At 56.6% G+C, this 25,301-nt stretch carries 25 protein-coding genes; 17 read left to right on the top strand and 8 right to left on the bottom strand.

Annotation, left to right across the window (positions count from 1 at the left end; genetic code table 11):
* Positions 1-17: 17 nt before the first annotated feature.
* The 5 genes from DW937_RS13080 to DW937_RS13060 form a co-directional block, all read right to left on the bottom strand.
* Positions 18-662 (bottom strand): amino acid ABC transporter permease, encoded by a 645-nt coding sequence (locus DW937_RS13080; RefSeq protein WP_005938622.1) that lies wholly within the window; start codon positions 660-662, stop codon positions 18-20.
* Between the two features lie 170 nt (positions 663-832).
* Positions 833-1,672, bottom strand: coding sequence for a transporter substrate-binding domain-containing protein (locus DW937_RS13075; protein ID WP_005938948.1), 840 nt, complete (start codon positions 1,670-1,672; stop codon positions 833-835).
* Positions 1,673-1,903: 231 nt separating this feature from the next.
* Positions 1,904-2,938, bottom strand: a complete 1,035-nt coding sequence (locus tag DW937_RS13070; protein ID WP_120121234.1) for a hypothetical protein — start codon at positions 2,936-2,938, stop codon at positions 1,904-1,906.
* A gap of 261 nt (positions 2,939-3,199) precedes the next feature.
* The gene (gene cls, locus DW937_RS13065; RefSeq protein WP_120121232.1) at positions 3,200-4,741 is read right to left on the bottom strand and encodes a cardiolipin synthase; all 1,542 of its coding nucleotides are present in this window, start codon (positions 4,739-4,741) and stop codon (positions 3,200-3,202) included.
* Positions 4,742-4,874: 133 nt separating this feature from the next.
* Positions 4,875-5,717, bottom strand: coding sequence for a DegV family protein (locus DW937_RS13060; protein ID WP_118528807.1), 843 nt, complete (start codon positions 5,715-5,717; stop codon positions 4,875-4,877).
* 266 nt (positions 5,718-5,983) lie between these two features.
* Here DW937_RS13060 and DW937_RS13055 point away from each other — a divergent pair, with 266 nt between their 5' ends.
* On the top strand, positions 5,984-6,532 hold the full coding sequence (locus DW937_RS13055) for a DUF1836 domain-containing protein (protein ID WP_005938962.1): 549 nt from the start codon (positions 5,984-5,986) through the stop codon (positions 6,530-6,532).
* A gap of 64 nt (positions 6,533-6,596) precedes the next feature.
* Here DW937_RS13055 and prfB read toward each other — a convergent pair whose 3' ends face one another.
* Positions 6,597-7,718 (bottom strand): peptide chain release factor 2, encoded by a 1,122-nt coding sequence (gene prfB / locus DW937_RS13050; protein ID WP_097775423.1) that lies wholly within the window; start codon positions 7,716-7,718, stop codon positions 6,597-6,599.
* A gap of 216 nt (positions 7,719-7,934) precedes the next feature.
* Here prfB and DW937_RS13045 point away from each other — a divergent pair, with 216 nt between their 5' ends.
* Both DW937_RS13045 and DW937_RS13040 read left to right on the top strand, forming a co-directional pair.
* On the top strand, positions 7,935-8,909 hold the full coding sequence (locus tag DW937_RS13045) for an RING finger protein (protein WP_118528805.1): 975 nt from the start codon (positions 7,935-7,937) through the stop codon (positions 8,907-8,909).
* Between the two features lie 80 nt (positions 8,910-8,989).
* Entirely contained in the window at positions 8,990-9,865 is an 876-nt protein-coding gene (locus tag DW937_RS13040; protein ID WP_097777715.1) for a UTP--glucose-1-phosphate uridylyltransferase, read from the top strand.
* 57 nt (positions 9,866-9,922) lie between these two features.
* On the opposite strand, the gene DW937_RS13035 is transcribed toward DW937_RS13040, so the two are convergent.
* On the bottom strand, positions 9,923-11,119 hold the full coding sequence (locus tag DW937_RS13035; protein ID WP_120121230.1) for a cation:proton antiporter: 1,197 nt from the start codon (positions 11,117-11,119) through the stop codon (positions 9,923-9,925).
* A 329-nt stretch (positions 11,120-11,448) separates the two neighbouring features.
* Here DW937_RS13035 and rpsF point away from each other — a divergent pair, with 329 nt between their 5' ends.
* The 11 genes from rpsF (at position 11,449) to DW937_RS12980 (ending at position 20,629) form a co-directional block, all read left to right on the top strand.
* The gene (rpsF, locus tag DW937_RS13030) at positions 11,449-11,733 is read left to right on the top strand and encodes a 30S ribosomal protein S6 (RefSeq protein ID WP_005938979.1); all 285 of its coding nucleotides are present in this window, start codon (positions 11,449-11,451) and stop codon (positions 11,731-11,733) included.
* A 30-nt stretch (positions 11,734-11,763) separates the two neighbouring features.
* On the top strand, positions 11,764-12,246 hold the full coding sequence (gene ssb / locus DW937_RS13025; RefSeq protein WP_118528801.1) for a single-stranded DNA-binding protein: 483 nt from the start codon (positions 11,764-11,766) through the stop codon (positions 12,244-12,246).
* A gap of 46 nt (positions 12,247-12,292) precedes the next feature.
* Positions 12,293-12,550, top strand: a complete 258-nt coding sequence (gene rpsR, locus DW937_RS13020) for a 30S ribosomal protein S18 (RefSeq protein WP_015538096.1) — start codon at positions 12,293-12,295, stop codon at positions 12,548-12,550.
* 155 nt (positions 12,551-12,705) lie between these two features.
* Positions 12,706-13,422, top strand: a complete 717-nt coding sequence (locus DW937_RS13015) for a hypothetical protein (RefSeq protein ID WP_120121228.1) — start codon at positions 12,706-12,708, stop codon at positions 13,420-13,422.
* A 354-nt stretch (positions 13,423-13,776) separates the two neighbouring features.
* The gene (locus DW937_RS13010) at positions 13,777-14,784 is read left to right on the top strand and encodes a LacI family DNA-binding transcriptional regulator (protein ID WP_120121226.1); all 1,008 of its coding nucleotides are present in this window, start codon (positions 13,777-13,779) and stop codon (positions 14,782-14,784) included.
* A gap of 71 nt (positions 14,785-14,855) precedes the next feature.
* Positions 14,856-16,196 carry an ABC transporter substrate-binding protein gene (locus tag DW937_RS13005; RefSeq protein WP_118528795.1) on the top strand — a complete coding sequence of 447 codons (1,341 nt, stop codon included), beginning with the start codon at positions 14,856-14,858 and terminating at the stop codon, positions 16,194-16,196.
* 104 nt (positions 16,197-16,300) lie between these two features.
* A complete protein-coding gene (locus tag DW937_RS13000) occupies positions 16,301-17,152 on the top strand; it encodes a sugar ABC transporter permease (RefSeq protein ID WP_118528793.1) in 852 nt (283 codons plus the stop codon).
* A complete protein-coding gene (locus DW937_RS12995; protein ID WP_120020175.1) occupies positions 17,152-17,994 on the top strand; it encodes a carbohydrate ABC transporter permease in 843 nt (280 codons plus the stop codon). Before DW937_RS13000 ends, DW937_RS12995 begins: the two co-directional genes overlap by 1 nt.
* A 15-nt stretch (positions 17,995-18,009) precedes the next feature.
* The gene (malQ, locus tag DW937_RS12990) at positions 18,010-19,473 is read left to right on the top strand and encodes a 4-alpha-glucanotransferase (protein WP_120121224.1); all 1,464 of its coding nucleotides are present in this window, start codon (positions 18,010-18,012) and stop codon (positions 19,471-19,473) included.
* A 281-nt stretch (positions 19,474-19,754) separates the two neighbouring features.
* Positions 19,755-20,213 (top strand): hypothetical protein, encoded by a 459-nt coding sequence (locus DW937_RS12985; protein WP_097777666.1) that lies wholly within the window; start codon positions 19,755-19,757, stop codon positions 20,211-20,213.
* Positions 20,214-20,260: 47 nt separating this feature from the next.
* Entirely contained in the window at positions 20,261-20,629 is a 369-nt protein-coding gene (locus DW937_RS12980) for a hypothetical protein (protein ID WP_120121223.1), read from the top strand.
* A 66-nt stretch (positions 20,630-20,695) separates the two neighbouring features.
* On the opposite strand, the gene DW937_RS12975 is transcribed toward DW937_RS12980, so the two are convergent.
* Positions 20,696-21,988, bottom strand: a complete 1,293-nt coding sequence (locus tag DW937_RS12975; protein ID WP_120121221.1) for a galactokinase family protein — start codon at positions 21,986-21,988, stop codon at positions 20,696-20,698.
* Between the two features lie 230 nt (positions 21,989-22,218).
* Here DW937_RS12975 and DW937_RS12970 point away from each other — a divergent pair, with 230 nt between their 5' ends.
* The 3 genes from DW937_RS12970 to DW937_RS15240 all read left to right on the top strand — a co-directional run.
* On the top strand, positions 22,219-23,079 hold the full coding sequence (locus DW937_RS12970; protein WP_005939008.1) for an AraC family transcriptional regulator: 861 nt from the start codon (positions 22,219-22,221) through the stop codon (positions 23,077-23,079).
* Between the two features lie 12 nt (positions 23,080-23,091).
* A complete protein-coding gene (rlmD, locus tag DW937_RS12965) occupies positions 23,092-24,465 on the top strand; it encodes a 23S rRNA (uracil(1939)-C(5))-methyltransferase RlmD (protein WP_120121219.1) in 1,374 nt (457 codons plus the stop codon).
* A 227-nt stretch (positions 24,466-24,692) separates the two neighbouring features.
* Positions 24,693-25,301, top strand: a 609-nt coding sequence (locus DW937_RS15240) for a DUF6017 domain-containing protein (RefSeq protein WP_243111483.1), incomplete at its 3' end; no start/stop codon positions are given.

Below are 25,301 nucleotides of genomic sequence, written 5' to 3'. Positions count from 1 at the left end.
TAATTTCCTCCCTTTCATCAGCGGAAATAATCCAGTTTCTTTTCGGCCCAGCCAAACAGCAGGGTAAGTGCACCCACGAACACCAGGAAGAAGATGGCAGTGGAGAACAGCGGCCAGATCAAGCCCTTTGCACTGTACTCCTTGGCCATCATGATGATCTCCTTGTTGGCAATGGTGTTTGCCAGCGAGGTATCCTTGACGAGGGTGATCACCTCATTGCCCATGGGGGCCAGAATGCGCTTGACCACCTGCAGCAGCGTCACCTTGAAAAAGATCTGGGTCTTGGTCATGCCCAGCACCTGACCGGCCTCGGTCTGGCCCTTGGGAACGGCTTCGATGCCGCCGCGGTAGATCTCGGAGAAGTAGCAGGCGTAATTGATGGCAAAAGCCACCACCGCCGCCACCATGCGTCCGCCGGAGCCGGAGGGCCACGGGTTATTCATGCCCAGCAGGCCGGGGCCAAGGTAGATCACGATGATCTGCAGCATCAGCGGCGTGCCGCGGATGACCCACACAAAGGTCTTTACCGCGCCGGAAAGCGGCTTGCACCGGCTCATGGAGCCGAAAGCCACCACCAGACCCAGCGGCAGCGCAAACAGCAGGGTCAGAGCGAACAGCTCACAGTTGAGCAGAAACGCGCCGGAAAGGCGACTCAGAATCACAGACACAAGAACACACCCATCAATCCGTTTTTTGAACTCCTTCCGTCACCTTCGGTGACAGCTCCCTCAATGAGGGAGCCTCACGCATATCGGCAACAAAAAGCCTCCCTCACCGAGGGAGGTGGCATCGCGCAGCGATGACGGAAGGAGTAATTACATTCTTATAGAACTCAGTCGGCCAGAGCCAGATCGTACTTGTCGGCCAGAGCCTGCATGGTGCCGTCAGCCTTCAGCTCATCAAAGGCGGCATCCACAGCTGCGGCGGCATCGCTGCCCTTGCGGAAGGCCACGCCGTACTCTTCAGCGTTCAGCTCGTCCACGATCTTCAGGCTTGCATAGTCGGTGCCCTCACCGATCATGGCGTTGGCCAGAGTCAGATCCAGCACAGCGGCATCAGCAGTGCCTGCGGCAACTTCCATCAGGCAGTCGGTCTGCACGCTCTTGGAGACGTAATCGGCCTGTGCAAGGTTCTCGTCGCCCTCAATGGCGGCTTCACCGGCAGAGCCAGCCTCGGCAACCACGGTCTTGCCCACCAGATCCGCAGTGGAGCTGTAGTCGGTGCCGTCCTTCACGACCACGACCTGTGCGTTCTTGGCGTAGGCCTTGGTGGTGGCGGTGTTGGCCATGATGTCATCGGTCAGGGTCATACCGTTCCAGATGCAGTCGATGCTCTTGGCATCCAGCTCCACCACCTTGGTATCCCAGTTGATCTCCACGAACTCCGGCTCGACTCCCAGCTTTTCGCACACGGCAGTTGCCAGCTCGGTATCAAAACCGGTAAAGTTGCCGTCGGCATCGGTGTAGTTCATCGGCTCATAGACGGTGTAGCCAATGACCATCTTGCCCTTTTCCTTGATGTAGTCCAGATCGCTGGCTGCGGTCTCGGAGGCGGCTGCGCTCCCGGAGGCAGAGGCAGAAGATGCCACGGTGGAAGTGGATGCGGCACCGCCGCAGGCGGCAAGGCTCAGTGCCATGGCACCAGCCAGAAAAGCAGAGACAAGACGTTTCATAAAAGGCTCCTCCCTTTTTTGTTTCCCAAATGTGTTCCCTCTCGGTTTAGCATTTTATCATGCTAAAGTGTTAAACTGTGACTATAGAATAGCGCGTTTGCAGCCATTTGGCAAGAGGAAATGCAAAAGTTAGTGCAGTTCGTCTTTTTCAAGGCTTTTCTGCGCCAATTCTTTGGTCTGGTTGCACAAAGAAAAGAGGAAAAGCTTTGCGCCTTTCCTCTTTTCTCCGCTTTACTCTTCCGCAAACGCCGCCAGCGCAGCCTTCTGCAGCTCCGTCACCGAGATGGTGCACAGTGCCGCAAGGTCGGCATCCGAACCATCGTCCGGGATGCCTGCGATCTCAGTACGGGTCTTGCCCTTCAGGTAATCGCACCAGCCCTCGCTGTGCTCGTACCATTCCTTGTCCAGACTGGATGCCCCGCGCATCCCGTAGCTGTCGCCCAGTTCCACCTTGGTTTTGACCATCTCCGGTGCCGACACCGTACCATCCGCGCCCACGGTAAGGGCAGGCTCTGCCACATCCGCCACTGCACCGGTCACACGGCCGTCAGCATCCAGCGTCAGGGCTGCCACTGTGATGTCCACCTGCGCGGTCACATCGTGGTCATCGTCGGCGGTCAGTTCCTTGGTGTCATTGCGCACTGACACGCCCAGCACAGCGCGGTCGCCGCGGGCCGAGCCGACTGCCTTTGCATTCTCGCAGGCGCGCACCACAGCATCCCGATAGCCGTCCACCGCAATGGTGCAGGTGGAGAGCAGGTCAGCATCCTTCGGCTTGCCGTCATCGTCGGTGGCAAGCTTCTTCACCTCATCCGGGGTTTTGCCGGTAAGATAATTGCCAAAGGCATCCGCCTGCTCTGCCCAGCCCTTTTTCAGCGAGGACACCGCCGCCAGCGGGTAATCGTCGCCCTTCTGACGCTTGGTGCGATCATCGGTGGGCATCGTCACCTTGCCGGTGCTGTCCCCCGTGACCGAGATCTCCACCTCGTCCAGCATCACATCTGCCACCCTGCCCTCGGCATCCAGCAGAACGGCAGCTGCGATGGTATCGATCTTGCCCGCGCGTTCCTGATCAGACGCTTCGGTCAGGATGCCAAGGCCGGTGCGGTATGCAGCGTTCTGGCCCGCCTGCCCCGTCTGCGATGAACTGCCGCCCATGTTCGTGCTCATGCTGCCGGAGGAACCGGGATCGCTTCGGCTGCAGGCGGTCAGGGCCAGAGCTGCCGCCAGCGTGCAGCCCAGGATCATGCGAGGTATCTTTTTCATTATAATAAAACGCTCCCTTTCCTGCCCCGATCGTGAAGGGGCTTTGGGCTAGTTTGCCCGGAAAAGGAACGTTTTATGAAACGGAACTCCTTCCGTCTGCTCACTTCGTTCGCATCCACCTGTTCCCCTTTTTGTCACTTACGTGACATCTTCCCCCGGCCGGGGGAAGTCTGTTTCCCGGAGGGAGGCTTATCGAAACCACCGCGCCAAAGGCTCCCTCCCAGAGGGAGCTGTCACCGGAGGTGACTGAGGGAGTTTTTATCACATCAAGGGGCTCAGCAGCCGCAGCACACTGTCCAGCACCGTGCCGGGCAGGCTGGTGCGGCATTCCGTCACCTGTATCTCGCGGCACTGCGGCAGCGTGGCCCGTACATCGTCCCGCAGAACTGCCACCTGACTGTTCTTTTGCAGCAGTACACCGCACTCAAAGTGTAGGAACAGGCTGCGGTAGTCCATGTTGATGCTGCCCACTACGGCAGTTACATCGTCGCTTACCCAGCACTTGGCATGCAGAAAGCCGGGCGTATATTCGTAAATGCGTACACCTGCCTTCAAAAGCGGCAGATAGTACGACCGGCTCAGCCGGAACACCAGCTTTTTGTCCGGGATGCCCGGCAGCACCAGCCGGATGTCCACCCCGCGCTTGGCCGCGTTTTTCAGTGCGTCCAGCATTTCCTCGCCCACGGCAAGGTAGGGCGTGTAGATATAAACATACCGCTGTGCCTGCGCAAGGATGTTCAGGTACACCGTCTCGGCCATCGGTTCCTCGTCCAGCGGGCTGTCCGCGTAGGGCTGCACGATGCCGTCCGATACCGGCGGCACCAGCGGCATGGGACGAAATGCATCATAATCCGTCTCGCTGGGGCGGAAGGCGTTCCAGAAGTTGAGGAACATCACCGTAAAGTTCCACGCGGCATCGCCTTCCACACGCAGGGCTGCATCCTTCCAGTAGCCAAAGCGCTGCTCCGCATTGATATACTCATCTGCCAGATTCACGCCGCCGGTGTAGGCCACCGTACCGTCAATGACTACGATCTTGCGGTGGTCGCGGTGGTTCATCACCAGCGAGAGCAGCGGCACCACCGGGTTGAACGGGATGCAGCGGATGTGCGCCCGCTCCATGCGCACGATGAAATCGGCGGGCAGACCCAGCAGACTGCCAAAATCATCGTAGATCAGGCGCACATCCACGCCCTGCGCAGCCTTGCGGCGCAGGATTTTTTCAATGCCGTTCCACATGCAGCCGTGGCTCACGATGAAAAATTCCAGAAAGATGCTCTTTTCAGCCTTTTCCAGATCGGCCAGCAACTGCGGATACATGGCTTCGCCGCAGGCAAAATACTGCGTGCGAGTGTTCTGCCACGCCGGATAGGGGCCGTACTTTGCCACATATCGGCTCTGCCCCTGCTCGCGGGCATCCAGACCTTCCAGCACACCCGGCTCCTGTACAAGGTCTTTTTTGTGGGCATCCTCCACCGCCTGCATTTTCAGGCGCAGACGCTTGGCCGGGCGTTTGTTGCCAAAGGCCAGATACAGCGCACCGCCCAGCAGCGGCAGAATACCGATCAGCGCGATCCAGCCCACCTTGTAGGCGCTGTTCTCATCCTTGCGCACAAGGTACAGGACGATGAGCAGGCTCAGTGCGTTGAGCAGGCCGTTTACCCACACGCGGCCCGTGCCGGTGGTGATGGCAAACGCCACCCAGCACAGCCATAGCAGCTGCAATGCCACCAACACAACCGTGATGGTGACGCGGTTCAGAATGCGGCTGAAAAAGCGCACGATCGGTGAACGAAAAAGCATGGGCCTGCCCTCCATTCCCATTTATAATATGTGTAAGTATAGCGCGGTTTTACAACTTTTTCAAGTTTTGCATTGTTCAAAAAAAGCAAGCCAGACCCACAGGCCCGGCTTGCTTGCAATATCAAAAACTCTTTTACTCTGTTTCTCCGTCCTCAAAGCCCACCATCAGCCCGCCCAGCTCAGCATAGTAGCTGCACAGGCCGCCGCACTCGGTCACATCCACCTGCGCCCCTGCAAACACCGCGTGGATCATCAGCTTCAGGCGCTTGGCCGCTTCCGGGTTATCACAGTGGGCAATATGCACTTTGCCATCGGTAAAGCCGTGATCCTTCAATTCCAGCACGATGCGCTCCAGTGCACCGTGCTCGCCGCGGGTCTTGCACAGTACCTCCAGCTCGCCGCTCTCACTGGCCTGACCAATGACCCGGATGCCCAGCATCCGTGCCACAGCGGCAACAGCAGGCTTCACACGGCCATTGCGGGCCAGATTGGCCAGCGATTCCAACGAAAACAGCAGATGTGTGTGCTTGTGGTAAGCCAGGATCGCCTCGCAGATCTCGTCAAACTCCATCCCGATCCGGACGAGATCCCGCAGACGCTCTGCCAGCAGACGCAGCTCCGGCCCGGCGGACAGGCTGTCCAGAACAAAAACACGGGCCTCCGGGTGCGTTTCCTTGTATTCTTCCGCTGCCAGCAGTGCAGCATTGTAGCTGCCGGACAGTGTGCCCGTGATGGTGGCAACAAAGATCTGCTCCGCACCCTCATAAGCAGCCAGCCAGTCTGCCACATTGGGGCAGGAGGTGCTGGTCTTGCCCTTGTAAGTACGCAGAGACCGGGCCATGTCCACAGCATCCAGAGTACCGTCATCCAGATATTCCTGTTCATCCGTGACGATCTTCAACGGCACACAGGCAAAATCCACGCCCGGCAGGGCATACAGGCTGGACGAAGAATCCACAACGATCTTGGTTTTCATAAAATGCACGCTCCAAATCTATTTTGTGATAGCAGGTCATTTTTTTATTTTCCGTGCCTTACACGCACTTCCGCCTGCATGGTTTTCGGTTCACTGCAGACATCATAGCAGTTTTTCAAAAACCTGTCAAGGGATTTTATGCATTCTTTCAAAAGTTTTAAAAATCCGTTGACCAGAGAACCGATTTGCGCTATAATACCGCCAGAAAACCATTTTCTGTATCCCGCGCAGCCCAGCTGCGCCAACCTTAGAAAACTGCTTACGATATGAAAACTGAAACCAAATGCCGCGTTGCGGCCTGCGCCGCCGGGTTTGCCCTGCCCCGGTACGCCGATCTCCCGCAGATGGGGCTTTATCTTGACCAGACCGTGCAGTACGTCAACAGCTATTTCCGCACCTTCTGCGGCGTGGAGCTCACCTCTTCCATGGTAAGCAACTACGTTAAAAAGGGCATTTTGTCCCACCCGGTGCGCAAGAAGTACGCCCGCGATCAGATCGCATCCCTGATGTACATTGCAGTCTCCAAAACGGTGCTCTCAATGGAAAACATCGATGCCCTGTTTAAAATGCAGCGGGCGCACTGTTCCGCCGGGGCAGCTTACGACTACTTCTGCGACGAGATGGAGAACTGCCTGCCGTTTGTATTCGGCTGCACCAGGGAGATCCGCGACCTTGCCGTGGATGCCGCAGATGAAAAGCTGCTTCTCCGCAGCACGATCCTTGCAGCGGCAAACAAAATGTACTTGGACTGCTGCTTCAACGCCCTGCGGCAGGAGGAAAATCTCTGGGATACCATTCTGCCCGATCTGGCGTAAGAACACAAAAAAGGCCGTGCCTCCATAAAAGGAAGCACGGCCTTTGCATTTTATACGTTCAAGATCAGGTATCCTGCAGTTCCCCGCGGCTTGCAGCCTTGAGGTATGCGAAGATGAAACCGTCCAGATCGCCGTCCATCACGGCATCCACATTGCCGGTCTCGTAGTTGGTGCGGTGATCCTTGACCATGGTGTAGGGCATGAACACATAGCTGCGGATCTGGTGACCCCATGCGATCTCGTTCTGCACGCCCTTGATGTCGTCGATCTTATCCATATGCTGCTGCTTTGCGATCTGATACAGCTTTGCCTTCAGCATTTCCATGGCGTAGTCACGGTTCTGGAACTGGCTGCGCTGGGTCTGGCAGCTGACCACGACGCCGGTGGGCTTGTGGATCAGACGGACAGCGGAAGAGGTCTTATTGATGTGCTGGCCGCCTGCACCGGAGGAACGGTACACCTGCATCTCAATGTCCTCGGGGCGGATATCCACCTGAATGGTGTTATCCAGCTCAGGCATCACTTCCAGCGAAGCAAAGCTGGTCTGGCGGCGGGCGTTGGCGTCAAAGGGCGACACGCGCACCAGACGGTGCACACCGTTCTCGCTCTTGAGCAGGCCGTAGGCGTTGGCACCCTTCACCATCATGGAGGCGCTCTTCATGCCGGCTTCATCACCGTCCTGATAATCCAGAACCTCCACGGTCATGCCGTGGTTGGAAGCCCACTTGTTGTACATGCGGTACAGCATTTCGGCCCAGTCCTGTGCCTCGGTGCCGCCGGTACCGGCATGGAAGGTCAGGATGGCGTTGCTGTGGTCGTACTCACCGTTCAGCATGGTCATCAGCTGCAGCTCGTCCACAGCCTTGCCCACAGCGTTCACAGACTCCTCTGCTTCGGGGATCATGGCGGGGTCGTATTCTTCATCCAGCATTTCCAGCATGGTCTCGGCATCATCGTACAGGCCCTGCAGCTTTTCAAAGCGGCTCAGCTTGCCCTTCAGGTCGCCCACTTCGTCAAAGACCTTCTTGCTCAGGTCTGCATCATCATAAAAGCCGGGGCGGCTCATGGTGTGCTCCAGCTCCTGCACGCGCTTGCGGGAGGCATCAATGGCAAGAGCTTCTTCCAAGTCCTTGACCGCCTTGCCGTAATCGGCAAGCTGCACCTTCAGTTCGTCAATCGTGATCATTCTCTAAATCCCTCTCGAAATGATAAATAAGGTAAAGTCCTTTGTACTTGCCAAAAGACACAGTTTATACACAGATACTTCATTAGTATACCGAGAATCTATGCTAAAGTAAAGGGGTAAATGGATTATCCTGCTGGAATTTTGAAGATTTTCACCTTTTCTTTTCTCTTTCAGGGGAGTATAATACCAGTATGAACCATACAACAGGAGGAAATCATGCCGAAATATTATGGCTGTCCCTGCGAAGGCTGCGGCAGACCGCTGGCGCTGACCGATGATATCGTGGTCTGCCCGGACTGCGGCGCACCCTATCACCGCGAGTGCTACGAAAAGCTTGGCCGCTGCATCCACACCCCCGCCCATGGCGCGGGCTATGAATGGACGTTCCCGTACAAAGACGATGCTCTGCGCACCTGCCCCAGCTGCGGTGAGCGCACCCTGCGCACCGAAGAGCGCTGCCGCTGCTGCGGTGCCGTTCTTCCGCCGGAGAGCCAGTGCCCGGAGCCGCCCACCCAGAGCCAGCCCGGCACCGACGCAGACGGACGCTTTGATTACAACGACCTTTACCGCCAGTATCAGCAGACGGTGGAGGAACCCACCCGCCGCAACGTGCAGGCGGCCTTTGGCAAGGAAGAGCTGATCGACGGCATCCCTTACAGCGACTGGAACGATTATATTGGCAAGGCCGCGCCCGTCTACCTGAACGATTACAGCCGGATGCAGCTGCAGCACACCAAAATTTCCATGTGCTTCTCGGCGCTGGTGTTCGGCCCGTTCTATTTCTTCTACCGCAAGGCGTGGAAGCCGGCCTTTGGTTTTCTGGCCGCAGAGCTGGTGGTGGCCCTGCCCACCCTGCTGAGCATGATGCAGGCCACCGGCAGTCCGCTCACCGCGGGCATCAGCAGCACTGCCATCGTCGTGCTTTCCCGCATTATGACGGTGTTCAGCTTTGCACTGGTGATGCTGCGCACCCTGTACGCCAAGTGGCTGTACCGCAAAAGCGCAGCCGAGCGCATCCGCCGCATCCGCGCCGAGTTCCCGGACGCTGCCCAGCGCCGTGCGGTCCTGTCTGCGCAGGGCGGCGTGAGCATCGCCGGTGTGATCGGTGCCTTTGTACTGCTGATGGTGCTGGGTGCCTGTGCTACCGTGCTGATGGGTCCCAACCTGGATGCACTGGCCGGCATGATCTGAAAACGCATTGGGGTCCTGCGGCGGTCGGCCTGCACGGCCGGTGTCGCAGGCATTGAAATAGTAAGGAGAAACGAATCATGATGAAGAAAGTCACCAAAGCCGTCATCCCTGCCGCCGGTCTTGGCACCCGCGTGCTGCCCGCCACCAAAGCTATGCCCAAGGGCATGCTGCCCATCGTGGACAAGCCCGCCATCCAGTATCTGGTGGAAGAAGCCGTGCGTTCCGGCATCACCGATATCCTCATCATTCTGGGCCGCAACCAGAGCATCATTGAGGATCACTTTGACCGCAGCCCTGAGCTGGAAGAAAAGCTGGCAAAGCCCGGCAAGGAAAAGGCTCTGGAAGAGTGCCTTGGCATCGCCAACATGGCAAACATCCTCTTTGTGCGCCAGAAGCAAACGCTGGGTCTGGGCCATGCCGTGAATACTGCCAAGGCTTTCACCGGTGATGATCCCTTCGTGGTGATCTATGGCGACGACGTGATCTGGGGCGAGGACCCGGTGTGTGCCCAGCTGATCCGCGCCTATGAGGAGTTCGGCCGCCCGGCGGCAGGCGTTTCCGCAGTGCCATGGGAAGATGTGAGCCGGTACTGCAGCCTGAAGACCACCCCCATCCACGACAACTATTTCTTTGTGGACGACATGATCGAGAAGCCCAAGAAGGGACAGGAGTTCAGCAACTACTCCATTCTGGGACGCGTGCTGCTGACCCCGGAGATCTACGATATCCTTGCCCACACCAAGCCCGGCGCAGGCGGCGAGATCCAGCTGACCGATGCCATGGCCGAGTATGCCCGCACCCGCGGCGGCATGACCGCCGTTGAGTTCACCGGCAAGCACTACGACATGGGCAACAAGCTCAAGGTGGTAGAGGCGCAGGTGGAGCTGGCTCTGCAGCATCCTGAGATCGGCGAAGAATTCCGCGCTTACCTGAAGGAGTTCTGCAAGACACTGTAACTTATCCTGAAAATAAAAGATCCTCCGGCAGACCTGTCGGAGGATCTTTTTTGTTGTTTACTCATTTACCTGACTGGGGTGCTTCTGCGGCGGCATCTTGGTAAAGAGCGCCTTCAGCACCAGCGGAGTTGCCACGCTGGACACCACGATCAGCAGGATCACAGCGGTAAAGTAGACCGAGTCCACCACGCCGACATCCAGGCCCTTCTGGGCCACGATCAGCGCCACCTCGCCGCGGGTCATCATGCCAACGCCGATCTTGAGGGAGTCGCCCCAGTTGAAGCGGCAGATCTTGGCCGCAAGGCCGCAGCCGATGATCTTGGTGATAAGTGCTACAATGACGAAGCAGACACAGAACAGGAAGATTTCCGGCGTCAGGCCGCTGATGTCGGTCTTCAAGCCGATGGATGCAAAGAAGATGGGCGCAAAAATGATATAATTGCTGATATCCACGCGGCGCTCCACGTAGGAGGCATCGTCCATGGTGCACAGCACGATGCCTGCAATGTATGCGCCCGTGATATCGGCAATGCCAAAGTATTCCTCGGCGATGTAGGCCATGGCAAAGCAGAACGCCATGCTCACGATGGTGATGCGCTGGGTGTGGGGATTGCGCTTGTCCAGCCATGTCATAGCAAAGTGAGCCACAACGCCCACGCCCACGGCAGTGGCAAAGAACAGCACCGTATTGATGAGCACCTTGCCCAGACCCGTGCCGGTGCCGGAGCTTGCGCCCAACACGCAGGTCAGCACCACAATGCCGATGACATCATCAATGACGGCGGCACTGACGATGGTGGTGCCGAGAAAGCTCTTCAGGTGGCCCATCTCCTGCAGCGTTGCCACCGTAATGGACACGCTGGTGGCGGTCATGATGGTGCCGATGAACAGGGCACGGTAGAACTCAGGGCTGCCCACGGCAGAGAAGCCGTAGAACGCACTGTACAGCAGGGTGCCGCCCACCAGCGGAACGGCTACGCCCACGCAGGCGATCAGGGTGGCGATGGGGCCGGCTTTGATCAGTTCCTTCAGATTGGTGCCAAGGCCCGTGGTGAACATCAGCATGACCACGCCGATCTCCGCAAAGGTGGAGATGGCGTCACTGGTCTGCACGAGGTTCAGGATGCACGGACCGATGATCAAACCGGCAAGGATCTCACCCACCACCTGCGGGGCCTTGCACTTGCGGGCCACCAGGCCAAAGAACTTTGCGCTGAGGATGATGATTGCCAGGTTACGGAAAACCGAATACACAAAGAATCCTTCCTTTACTATAAAATTCCCAGAACCATATATACATTCCTTTCGAAGACGGATAACAGAGAGCAGAGAGACGGCCGATCCCCGGCTGCTTTGCCGTTCATCCTCTGAAAGCTACTATATTATAGTCCTCTTTCACAAAAAAATCAAAATATTTTTTATTATATCTTTTTTCGGAAAAAGCTTGACAGAATCCACACAGCTTGCTATAATAAATTGCTGTCTGAACAGACACGCCGCACACAAGGCGCGATGCCGCGTTTTGTGTGTACCCTTGGTCCTGTGATTGCAGGACCCTTAAGTCCAAAAGGAGGTGCTACAAAATGGCAAAGTACGAAACCATGCTGATTACCAGCGCCGCTCTCGACGAGGAGGCTACCGCCGCTCTGGTTGGTAAGTTCAAGTCCCTGATCGAGGCTAACGGTACGATCGATTCCATCGACGAGTGGGGCAAGCGCCGTCTGGCCTACCCCATCAACGACGAGGAGGAAGGCGTTTACACCGTGATCGACTTCACCAGCGAGCCCAGCTTCCCTGCTGAGCTGGACCGTGTGTACAAGATCACTGAAGGCGTTATGCGCAGCCTGATCATTGCTCACGAGGAGTAATCCTTCTGTGACAGAAAGGGAGACCGTAAAATGTTGAATGTTGTTGCCATCATGGGCCGTCTTGTGGCGGATCCCGAACTGCGCACCACCCCGCAGGGTACCAATGTGTGCAGCTTCCGCATTGCCTGTGACCGCAATTTTGCGCGTCAGGGCGAGCAGCGTCAGGCCGATTTTATCGATATCGTTGCATGGCGTCAGCAGGCCGAGTTTGTTTGCAAGTATTTCCAGAAGGGCAGTCTGATTGCCATTGAAGGCAGTCTTCAGACCCGCCAGTATCAGGATAAGAACGGCAACAACCGCACCGCTGTGGAAGTGGTAGCCAACAATATCAACTTTGCAGGCTCCAAAAACAGCAATGCAGGCGGCGGAGCAAATTATCAGAATAATTCTGCTCCCGCCTACCAGAACGCAGCGCCTGCCCGCCCGGCCGCTGTGGAGGCAGCTCCCAGCTACTCTGCCGGCAGTGCAGACGACTTCGCCGTCATCGACGACAGCGACGACCTGCCGTTCTGACACGAAACGGTCAATCCGTTAAAAATCCAATAGGAGGTAATAAGCAATGGCTTTTGAAAGAACCGAAGGCTCTCGCCCCGCACGCCCCATGCGTCGCGGCCGCAAGAAGGTTTGCAGCTTCTGTGTCGATCGTATCGACACCATCGATTACAAGGACGTGCCCCGTCTGCGTAAGTACGTCTCTGAGCGTGCAAAGATCATTCCCCGCCGTGTGACCGGCACCTGCGCTTATCATCAGCGCGCACTGACCATCGCCATCAAGCGTGCTCGTCACGTTGCTCTGATGCCCTACGTCAGCGACTAATCAAAATAATCAAACCCGATCAGAATAATCAGCAATCAGCAAAGCGCTCTCACCGATGACAAGGTGGAAGCGCTTTTTTTGTCTTTTCCTTCCGGCCCAGATGTGCTATACTGAGTTCAGGGCGCGTTTTATTTTTTCTGAGGAGGTTTTCTGTCATGAAAAAACGGTATCTTAGACTTGCGGCGCTTACGGCCGGTGTGCTGCTGGCTGCACAGACCGGTCTTTCCGCTGCTGCGCTTTCTACCTTTGATGCAGCATACTACGCTGCACAGTATCCGGATGTTGCAGCCGTATGCGGCAATGACGAAGATGCGCTGCTGCGTCATTATCTGGACCACGGCATTGGCGAAGGCCGCAAACCTTCTGCGGACGGCATTGCCGGTGATGACGAGCTGTCTTTGACCGAAGCGCAGTTTTCTTCTCTCTGGTCGCCGGTGGCCATCAACAAGCTGGCTCACTACAAGTCTCTCAAGCGCAAATGCACCGATGAGGAGTTTGCGCAGGCATATCAGGAAGCGCTGAAGGTGGTCACACCGCTGGCGCTCATGAGCCGGGAAGACCAGCTTTACGGCATTGCCTCTGCCCTGCGTGCGGTGGTGGATGATGGCTCCATGGCTTACTCTATGGAAGCCAACCATTACAACGACCCCTACGGTTATTTTGTACTGCGCACAGCATCCTGTGCCGGGTGTGCCCGGGCCACCGCTCTGTGTCTGGACATTCTGGGCATCCCCTATGAGCATGTGAACGAGAACCAGTACAGCCACCAGTGGTGCCGCGTGCCCATGGAGGACGGCAGCTACTGGATCTGCGATGCGTTTGGCCTGTACTGCGGCCCGGAACCCGAACCCTATCAGCACCCGTATTTTTGAAAAAGCGGATAAACCATTTCAAAACCATGCAATGCCCGGCAGGCTGTGTTATCTGCCGGGCATTGCTTTTTTCTTTCTCCTTTTATAAAACCACTGCTCTATGTTGAAAAGTTACAAATTGGTACGGTTTTACCGGTTGTTTCTGATTCGTACCGGGAATTTGCGGAACTGTCGGCATATTTTGATTTGTACGCAATTCAATCTGCACAAAAACAGCTCAAGATGCTGTGCAATTTTCACGAAAACACTTTTAGGTTATTGATTTTTTATACAAATTATGCCATACTATAGCCACTGAAAACGTTCCCGACAACGTTCCCGAATTTATTACCGAAAGTGAGGTACTCCGACAAAATGCCGAATCTGACCATTAAGGACATTGCCCGGATCAGCGGCTGCTCGGTGAGCACCATTTCTCGTGTCATCAACGACCGGCCCGATGTCCGGCCCGAGACCAAGGAACATGTACTTAAGGTAATGCGGGAGGCCGGGTTCGTGCCCAACACCAATGCACGGCAGCTGAAGATCCAGCAGTCCCGCAGTCTGGTGTTCGTGGTCAAAGGCACCCGCAATCTCTTCTTCTCGGACTTCTTAGTCCAGCTGCAGCGGGCCGCTACCCTGTATGGCTACAATGGCATCGTTTCCTATCTGGATGAAAACGCCAACGAGATCGATGCCGCCGAAAAGATCCTGCGGGAGATCAAGCCCAAAGGTATGATTTTTCTGGGCGGCAGCGTAGCCAACTTCAAAAAGGGCTTTGCCAATATCACAGTCCCCTCGGTGCTGACCACACTGGTCTCCGACGAGCTGGACTTTCCTAATCTTTCCATGGTGGGCGTGGATGACCGCGCCGCAGCCTACGCTGCTGTGGACTACCTTATCCAGCAGGGGCACCGCAAGATCGCAGTGCTGGGCGGTCCTGTCACCAGCTATCCCAGCGTGATGCGCCGCGAGGGTGCACAGCAGGCGATGCGGGACGCAGGCATCCTGTTCAGCGACAAGCTGTACGGCCTTTCCAACTACGATTTTGAGTCTGCCTATCACGCTGTGAACAGCCTGCTGGCCCGCCGGGCCGACTTCACCGCCCTGTTCGCCATGAGCGATGTGATCGCCTTAGGTGCCATCCGCGCGTTGGTGAGCGCCGGGCTGCGGGTGCCGGAGGATATTTCGGTGATCGGCTTTGACGGCATCACGATGTCCCGTTACTGTGTGCCTGTTCTGACTACCGTTGTGCAGCCCAGCGAACAGATCTCACTGCAGAGCATTGAGCTGCTGGTGCGGCAGATCGAGCACGGTGCCCCGGCCCAGACCATCACCTTGCAGCCGGAGCTGCAGCAGGGTGAGAGCGTGAGGAGCATCTAAACTTTGTATTCCCTCCGTCAGGGGACGGAGATTTTAAAATTGTTTATTTTTAATAAGAAGGAGAACTTATTATGAAGAAAATGATCACTCGTCGTAACTTCCTGAAGGCCGCTGGCGTTTCCGCCGCTGCTCTGGGTCTGGCTGCCTGCGGCGGCTCTTCCAACAGCACCGCTTCCTCTGCTGCCGGTTCTGCTGCTGCTTCCAGCACTGCTGCAAAGGCTGACGGCAAGGTCTACTACCTGAACTTCAAGCCCGAGCAGGATCAGGCTTGGCAGGATCTGGCCGCCGAGTACACCAAGGAGACCGGCGTGCCTGTGACTGTCGTTACCGCTGCTTCCGGCCAGTACGAGACCACCCTGATGAGCGAGATGGAAAAGAGCGAAGCTCCCACCCTGTTCCAGGTGAACGGCCCTGTGGGTCTGGCAAACTGGAAGGATTACTGCTACGATCTGTCCGGCAGTCAGGTCTATGGTGAGCTGACCAGCGACTCCTTCGCACTGAAGGATGGCGACGCTGTTACCAGCATTGCATATGTCATCGAGACCTACGGCATCATCTATAACAAGGAACTGCTGAGCGCCGCCGGCTACACGCAGGACGATATCAAGGGCTTTGCTGATCTGAAGAAGGTCGCTGACGATATTCAGGCACGCAAGGCTGAGCTGGGCGTGGACGGTGCTTTCACTTCTGCCGGCATGGACGGTTCTTCTGACTGGCGCTTCAAGACCCATCTGGCAAACCTGCCCATCTACTACGAGTACAAGGCAGACGGTATCAGCTCCACCGATGCCATCAAGGGCACCTATCTGGACAACTACAAGCAGATCTGGGATCTGTACATCACCGATTCCACCTGCGACCCCACCCTGCTGGCTTCCAAGACCGGCAACGACGCTGTGGCTGAGTTCGTGGGCAAGAAAGCTGTGTTCTACCAGAACGGTACCTGGGCTTACAGCGATGTGAAGGATCTGGGTGACGACAATCTGGGTATGCTGCCCATCTACATCGGCGTGGATGGCGAGGAGAATCAGGGCCTGTGCACCGGTTCCGAGAACTTCTGGTGCGTGAACAACACCTCTTCTGATGCCGACATTCAGGCTACTCTGGACTTCCTGTACTGGTGTGTCACCTCCGAGGCCGGCACCAGCGCAATGGCCGACGACATGGGCTTCGTGATCCCCTTCAAGGCTGCCAAGGACTCCACCAATCCTCTGATCGCCATTGCAAACGACTACGTTGCTGCGGGCAAGACCAGTGTTGACTGGTGCTTCTCCACTATGCCTTCTGAAGAGTGGAAGAACGGCGTTGGTTCCGCTCTGACCGCTTACGCAGCAGGCACCGGCGACTGGGATGGCGTTGTGACCGCCTTCGTCGATGGCTGGGCCAAGGAATACAAGCTGGCAAACGGCTAAGCTCCTGATCGCTCCATAAAAAAAGAACTGAACAGGGAGGCGGGCGAAGAAGTTCGCCCCGCCTCCCCTTTTTTGTTAACCACTCCGCATATAGGAGGTACATCATGCAAAAAGCCATCAGCAAATATTGGCCAGTGTTCGTGCTGCCCACGCTGCTCGCGTTCATCATCGGCTTTATCTGGCCCTTTATCTGGGGCATTTACCTTTCGTTCCAGCGGTTCACTACTGTTAGCAAGACCACCTTTGTGGGCATCCAGAACTACATCAGCGTATTTCAGGATTCCACCTTCCTGCACGCCTTCGGCTTTACCGCAGCCTTCACTGTAGTATCCACCGTGCTCATCAACGTCTGCGCCTTTGCCATTGCGCTGGTGCTCACCCGCGGCATCCGCGGCACCAACATCTTCCGTACCGTCTACTTCATGCCCAACCTGATCGGCGGCATCCTGCTGGGCTACATCTGGCAGATCCTGCTCAACGGTGTGCTGGCCAACCTGCAGAAGCCCCTGCTGGCGCTGGATGCCAAGGCCGGTTTCGTCGGTCTGGTCATCCTGATGTGCTGGCAGCAGATCGGCTATATGATGATCATTTACGTTGCCGGCCTGCAGAGCGTGCCCGGCGACCTGATCGAAGCCGCTAAGATCGACGGTGCCAACGACCGCGAGATCCTGTTCAAGATCAAGATTCCCATGGTCATGCCCAGCGTGACCATCTGCACCTTCCTGACCCTGACCAACAGCTTCAAACTGTTCGACCAGAACGTTGCCCTGACCGCAGGCGAACCCGCCAACGCCAGTGAAATGCTGGCCCTGAACATCTACAACACCTTCTATGGCCGTTCCGGTGCCCAGTGGAAGGGCATTGGTCAGGCGAAGGCTGTGGTGTTCTTCCTGATCGTCGTGGTCATTTCTCTGATCCAGCTCCACTTTACCCGTTCCAAGGAGGTGCAGCAGTAATGCCTAAACAAAAAAAAATGTGGGATAACATCCTCACCGTCATCATGACGCTGCTGAGTCTGCTGTGGATCTACCCCATCGTGCTGATCCTGCTGAACAGCTTGAAGATCGAGGGCACCTTTACCACCTCCACTGTGTTCAAGCTGCCCACCGCCGAGACCTTTGCGGGCCTGAGCAACTACGTTTACGGTGTCACCAAGATGGGCTTTCTTTCCAGCCTTGGCTACAGCCTTGTCATCACCGTTACCAGTGTGGCGCTGATCCTGCTGTGCTGCTCCATGACCGGTTGGTACCTCACCCGCGTGAACAATAAGCTGAGCAAGTTCATGAACCTGCTGATCGTGTTCTCCATGGTCGTGCCCTTCCAGATGGTCATGTTCACCCTGTCCAAGACCGCTGACCAGCTCAATCTGAACACCCCGTGGAACATCTGCATCATCTATCTGGGCTTCGGTGCTGGTCTGGCCGTGTTCATGTTCACCGGCTTCATGAAGAGCGTGCCCATGGAAATTGAGGAAGCGGCCATGATCGACGGCTGCAACCCCATTCAGATCTTCTTCAAGGTCGTATTCCCCATCCTCAAGCCCACCATGATCTCCACCGCCATCCTCGAGACTATGTGGGTGTGGAACGACTACCTGCTGCCCACTCTGGTGCTGGACATCAAGAAATACCGCACCATTCCCATGGCCATCCAGTACTTCCGCGGCGGCTACGGCCGTGTGGAGCTGGCTCCCATGATGGCCTGCATCATCATTGCCATCATCCCCATCATCATCCTGTACATCACCTGCCAGAAGTACATCATCGAGGGCGTGGTTGCAGGTGCTGTGAAGGGCTAAGGAGGTGCGCACACTATGCGTGCAAGCGGCATTCTGATGCCCGTTTTCAGTCTGCCGGGGCCTTTTGGCATCGGTACGCTGGGAAAAGAGGCCTTTGCATTCGTGGATTTTCTGGCCGATGCAAAGCAGACCTACTGGCAGATCCTGCCCATCGGCCCCACCGGCTACGGCGACAGCCCTTACCAGAGCTTCTCCGCCTTTGCCGGAAATCCCTATTTTATCGATTACCGCCTGCTGGCTGCGGACGATTTGCTGACCGCCGACGAGATCCCCGCTGAAAAGCCGGTCGGTTCTGTCGACTACGGTGCCCTTTACAACGAGCGGCCTGTTGTCCTGAAAAAGGCTGCTGACCGTCTGCTGGCAGCTTTCTCCCCCGCCTACAAAGCCTTCTGCAAAGAGCAGGCTTTCTGGCTGGAGGATTACGCCCTGTTCATGGCTGTGAAAACTGCACAGGGTCAGGCCGGCCTTGCTGACTGGCCGGATGCACTGCGCTGCCGCCAGCCGGAAGCCATTGCCGAAGCCAAAGCAGCGCTTGCCGGAAGCATTGGCTACTACAAGGCGGTGCAGTTCTTCTTCTACACCCAGTGGAACGCCCTGAAGGCTTACGCCAACAGCAAGGGCATCAAGCTGGTGGGCGATATTCCCATCTATGTCAGCCCGGATTCCAGCGATCTGTGGACCCACCCGGAACTGTTCCAGACCGATGGCCAGATGCACCTGACGCAGGTTGCCGGATGCCCGCCGGATGCCTTTGCAGCGGATGGTCAGCTATGGGGCAATCCGCTGTACGATTGGCCTGTTCACAAGGCCACCGGCTTTGCGTGGTGGAAACAGCGCATGAAGCACGCCACCTCCATTTACGATGTGGTGCGCATCGACCACTTCCGCGGCTTCGAGAGCTATTACTCCATTCCCGCCGGGAACAAAACGGCGGCGGGCGGCCACTGGGAAAAAGGCCCTGACCGCGATTTTATCAACGCCATGCACGAAAGCCTTGGCGAGGGCGGCATCATTGCCGAGGATCTTGGCTACCTGACCCCGGAGGTCAAGGCCATGCTTTCTGCCAGCGGCTACCCGGGCATGAAGATCATGCAGTTTGCCTTTGACAGCCGGGAATCCGGCAATTACCTGCCCCACACCTACCACCGCAACAGCGTGGTGTACACCGGCACCCACGACAATGTGACCACCGAAGGCTGGCGTACCAACGCCAGTGCCGAGGATGTGGCCTATGCCTGCCGCTACCTGCGCTGCCAGCCGGAAGAGCTGACCGAGGCTATGATCTGTGCCTGCCTTGCCAGTGTATCGGATACCGCTGTGATTCCTCTGGCGGACTGGCTGCATCTGGGCAGTGAGGCCCGCATCAACACTCCCAGCACCCAAGGCTCCAACTGGCAGTGGCGGCTCACCTGTCCCCTGCCGGAAGCACTGGCCGGGCACATTGCGCAGCTGACCGTGCTCTACGAACGGGCACAGTAATTCCCCGATCATTTTCTCCCCATAAAAGCGCCTGCACCCGGAATCTGCAGGCGCTTTTGCTTTTTCTACAGAACATTTTTTCAGGACCAGATTATGGACATATTGCGCATTTTTGGGCTGATATCCGTGATTTTACCGTCTTTCCGCAACAGTTTATTCACAAATGTATCATGATTTTGCACATCTCTGCTCTTGTTATTTGGACACAGTTATGTTACAATTCAGATAGTATTATTGTCTGCCTTTGTGCAGATTCCACTACGGAAAGGAGTTCTTCCATCATGGATCATCCCAATCAAAATACCATGCTTTTACCGGCTTCCTATGCCGTTATCTCCGAAGAGGAAATGACCTATCTGGATGGCGGTCAGTCCATCTACCTTGGCTCAGCCTTTAATCACGATATTTATTTCAACACCGATCAGTTTGCTACATTCTGCCAGAATGCAGCGATCAACCTGTTCGTGCTGATGACCAACTATTCCTTCCGGTACATCGCAGGCCGTGTGCAGTCCGGTCTGTCGAATGGTCTGAGCCTGTCCGGCACCTTCTATCACACTTGGGATAAGATGAACACCTGGAGCCGTATCGCTTCTGTGGGCGTTGCCGGTCTGGCCGGTGTCTATGTCTATTCGCAGGTCATGAACGTCATTCGTACCGTTACAAGCATCTACGATCAGATCGTGAACCCCATGCCGAGCTTTGATGCCGCTCAGGCCGAGGGAACCGCTGCCGCCTGAGTTTGATCCCATTCCCGGAACGATCTTGTCAGAAAGGAGCTTTCTCCATGAAAAACCTTCAGATGCCGCATTCATACATTTCTGTTTCCGAAGAAGAGCTGCGCAGTATTTCTGGCGGCGGGCCGCTGGGCGATGCACTGGATCTTTTCTTCAGCAATCTGCGTCTGGACGATCTTTTCTTTAGCGGCGGATTGATTTCACTTTCTTTCACCTTTGTGCCCATGCTGCTGTTCAATGTGGTAAAGACAGGCTTCAACTTCGTGGTGAGCGCCTACGATACCATCGCAGACCTGTTCCATTTTTCCCACGAGGAGCGGGACATGGTGCAGTATATCTCGGATCAGCAGCAGCGCCGGGAAGAGGAAAAAGAGCAGGAGCAGGCTCAGTCCGCTCCCGGCCCGAAACCGGTTTTCTGAACCTTCCCAGCAGTATAAAGCATAGCAAAAACGCATCTGCAAAATCTTGCAGATGCGTTTTTGTTTTCAGATCACTTTCACTGCCCCCTGCTCCCGCAGACGCAGAATGTAGCAGCTGCCCTTGCCGAATATCCGCTCGATCTCGCTGTGATAGCGTTCCAGCAGGCTCTGGGGAACATACGCCTGAATGGTGCCTGCAAAGCCGCCGCCCTGCATCCGCCAGGCTCCCGTGCTGCCCTGCAGGATACTCTGGCTCAGCGCCAGTGCCACCGAAAGCCCCTGATGCCGCACATCGGTGCTGCAGTAGACATTCTGGCATAGCGCAAAGGATGCGCGCCCGCTTTCCAGCACCAGCGCTGCAAAGGCAGCAAACTGTCCGGCCTGCAGCGCGTCCCTCTGGGCAAGGGTGCGAGCGTTCTCTTCAAAATAGTGGATGGCGCGCAGCACCGCGCGGTCGCCGCAGGCTTTGCGCAGTGCAGGCAGTGCTGCCCAGAATGCGCTCTCCGTCACCTGTCCCAGCACCTTTTTGCCAAGAAACGCTGCGATCTGCTCCATCTCCTGCCGGATGGCTGCAAACTCACCGGTCAATTCGCTGTGGCTGCCGCGCGTATCGGTAACGCACAGGCTCATGCCCGGCGGCAGCAGACCGTCGGCGTGGATCTTTTCCAGAACCGGCTGCTGGGGATCTGCAAAATCCGCAAAGATAATGCCGCCCACTGCGCTGGTCAGCTGATCCAGCAGGCCGCTGGGCTTGCCAAAATAGGTATTCTCCGCATACTGACAGATCTTTGCCAGCTCCGCCGGGGCCAGACCGCAGCCATATTCTCCGTTCCAGATGGCAGCCATGCCCATTTCAAAGGCAGCAGAACTGGAAAGGCCGCTGCCGCGCAGCACATCACTGGCCGTGTATGCATCAAAGCCGCCCACCACTTTGCCTGCCGCGCGGAAGCCCTCGGCAATGCCGCGGATCAGGCTGGCCGAGTGGGTGCTCTCCCCTTCCTGCGGCCCCTCCACGGTCAGGTCGATCACATCCAGCTTGTTGAACCCGCGGGATTTGACCCGCACGTAGCCGTCTGTATTGTGCGCAGCCACGGCCACAAGATCCAGCGTGACAGCCGCCGCAAGGCCATAACCGTGCTGGTGATCAGTGTGGTTACCGCCCAGCTCTGCGCGGCCCGGTGCCGAATAAACCTGCACCTGCCTGCCCGGCCCAAAGTACAGCTCAAACTGTTCCAGCGCAGCACAGTAGCGTGCCCGCTGCCGACAGATCTCCTGCGCCGCATCGCCATACAGTGCCCGGAGCTTATCGTCCCATTTGCCCGCCGCGATCTCATTTCGGAGCTGCGCACTGTTTGCCATAACGATTCCTCCCTCAATATGCTGCTTTGGGATAGATGGGTATGTTACGTCTATTGTAATGCATCCAACCGCTTTTTTCAATTTCCAACGCTGAAAAAGCGCGAATTTTGGCACCCAGTTCAAAGAATAAGATGTACTTTTGTTGAATTTGCGGGCAGATGTGTGGTATACTATACCAAAGATCGGGCACAAAGCTGCCCGCAACGTGACAGAGCGGAGGAAACGCGGCTATGGCAGATGTATATAAGCAATCCTTCAAACAAAATTATACCAATAATATTGAGCTTTCCATCTTCAATTGCGGCATCGAACGCTGTGCTCCGGGCCAAACATGGGGGCCGGGTATCCGCGACCATTACCTGATCCATCTGGTACTTTCCGGCAAGGGCGTGTTCGAGGTGGGCGGACGCACCTGGGAAGTGAGCCAGGGTCAGCTGTTTTTTGCCCGGCCAAGCCAGCTGATCCGGTATACTGCCGATGAGCAGCAGCCTTGGGAGTACAGCTGGGTAGGCTTCAACGGTGCGTGTGCCCACAAACTGGCCGCACAGCTCCCTTTCACCGACGACTCGCCGGTGCATCACACCCACGACCCCGATGGGATGCGTGCCGCTCTGGCCAACATTTATTCATCCCGCGGGCTGCAGCCGCAGGATGAAGCCGCCATGGTGGGCTACCTTTATCTCTTCATCGCCTCTCTGATGAAGGAGACCAGCGCTGGCAAGCCGCACACGGCTTCCTCTTCCAGCCAGTATGTGCTCAACGCCATCAAGTACATCCAGTTCAATTATTCACACGATATTTCCATTGATGATGTGGCAAAAAGCGTAGGTGTCTCCCGCAGCCACCTGTACCGCGTGTTCATGCTGAACGTAGGCAAAAGCCCCATCGATTACCTTACCGAATACCGCATCAACGAAGCCTGCAAGCTGCTGCGCGCAGGCAACCTTTCCATTGCCGAGGTCGCGGTGTCGGTAGGCTTCTTTGACCAGTTCTATTTCTCGCGGGTATTCAAGCGCGCCAAGGGCGTGCCGCCCAGCAAGTATTTTGCGGCGCAGGCTGATGCTCCCGCCGACGGCCCCGACCACCAGTAAAGGAGACCCTTCATGCCCTTACAGAAAAATCAAGTTCTCACCCTGCGCGTAGAGCGTCTTTCCAGCGATGGCAGCGGCGTAGCACACAGCCCCGACGGTGAGACCGTGTTTGTTCCCGGTGCCGCCCCCGGCGACGAAGCCCGGGTGCTCATCGTCAAGGACTGCAAGCGCTACGCCTTCGGTATTCTGGACGAGGTGCTCACTCCTTCGCCGGACCGTATCCCGGTGGATTGTGCCGTGGCAGGCCCCTGCGGCGGCTGCAGCCTGCGGCATCTGGACTATGCTGCCGAGCTGCGCGCCAAGCAGGAGAATGTTGCAGATGCCTTTGCCCGCATCGGAGGATTGGATGTGCCTGTGCTGCCCATTGTGGGTTCGCCGGAAGTGAACCGCTACCGCAATAAGGTGCAGTTCCCGGTGGGCGTGGACAAAAGCGGTAAGCCCTGTATCGGCTTCTACGCCGGGCGCACCCATCGTATCGTCCCCTGCCCGGACTGCCGCCTGCAGCCCGGTGTGCTGAATGAGATCGGCAACGCATTGTGCGCTTTTTTTGCAGAAAAGGGCATTCAGCCGTACGGCGAGGAGACCGGAAAGGGCCTTGTGCGTCATATCTTTCTGCGTCGCGGCGCTCACAGCGGCCAGATCATGGTCTGCCTTGTCTGCACCTGTGCCAAGCTGCCCTGCGCCGAGGAGCTTTGTACCCGGCTGAAAGCTCAATTTGCAGAGATCACCACGATCCTGCTGAACGTAAATGCAAAAAACACCAACGTGATCCTTGGCACCGAGACCCACACCCTGTATGGGCAGGGGTATATTGAAGACACCCTGTGCGGTGTTCCGGTGCAGCTTGGCCCGCTTTCCTTCTATCAGGTCAATACCCTTGCTGCCGAGCAGCTTTACGGCATTGCCGCCCAGTATGCTCAGCTTACCCCGGACGACCTGCTGTTGGACCTCTACTGCGGCATGGGCACTATTGGTCTTTCCATGGCAGCACACTGCCGTGAGCTGATCGGTGTGGAGATCGTACCGGAAGCCATTGAAAGTGCCAAGGCTAACGCTGCCCGCATGGGTGCAGATGTGGCCGCAAAGAGCCGATTTTTCTGCGCAGATGCCGGTCAGGCCGCCACCCGCCTTGCCGCTGAGGGCCTTCACCCGGACATCGTAATGCTGGATCCACCCCGCAAGGGCTGCGACGAAGCCACCCTTTCCGCCGTGGTGCGCATGGCTCCCCGCCGGGTGGTCTACGTCAGCTGCAACCCCGCCACCGCCGCAAGAGATGCTGCATGGCTGGAACAAAATGGATATCACGCAGAGAAGGTGCAGCCGGTGGATCTGTTTCCAAGAACACGGCACGTCGAAGCGATAGTTTCGCTACAAAGAGAAATCTAGTAGAAATCCTCCGTTTTACGTTATTTTCTCGTCACGTTGTGTTCGATGGCGAGGGCGATAAACTCCGCAATAAACGCATTGAAAATCACATCACCGTTTCGGTGGTAATTGATATGGAGTGCGGAAACACAAAGAATTGAATATCTAACAATCGGCATAGCCGCAGACTTTCACAAAAAGCCTGCGGCTTTTTCTTTGCCCAAAAACAGAAAGGAGGCATCCGTGAAATGGCAGTTTTTCGGGTAGAAAAGAACAGCGGCTACACGGTCATGTCAAACCACCACCTGCGGAACCGGGCCTTGTCCCTGAAAGCCAAAGGTCTTTTATCCCAAATGCTCTCCCTGCCGGAAGATTGGGACTACACCCTGCAAGGGCTGGCCCGTATCAACCGGGAAAGCATCGACGCGATACGGCAGGCCATCCGGGAACTGGAACAGACGGGCTACATCCAGCGTTCCAGAGAACGGGACGAGAAAGGGCGGCTGCGTGGTGCAGACTATGTGATTTTCGAGCTGCCGCAGCCCGTTCCTGCATCGGTTTCACCTACATTGGAAAATCCAACGTTGGAGAATCCCACGCAGGAAAACCCTACGTTGGAAAATCCAATGCAATTAAATAAAGATAAACTAATTACAGAAAAACAAAAGAAAGAGGGATTAAATACCGATTCCATTCCTATCCATTCCCCAAACCCCTTGCCTTTGGACGAGGACGAGGCAGCGGCAGCGCCGCCGGAACGGACAGGAAGCCGAAAGGAAACGGCCTATCAAATCTACCGGGACCTGATTTTGGAGAACATCGAGTATGACACCCTCACCCAGAATCCCCGGATAGAC

It is taken from the genome of Faecalibacterium sp. AM43-5AT, assembly GCF_003603345.1.
In the GTDB taxonomy this organism is placed as follows: Bacteria; Bacillota; Clostridia; order Oscillospirales; family Ruminococcaceae; genus Faecalibacterium; species Faecalibacterium taiwanense.
Note: the sequence above shows the minus strand (reverse complement) of the source record. Positions and strands in the feature narration are given on the sequence as shown.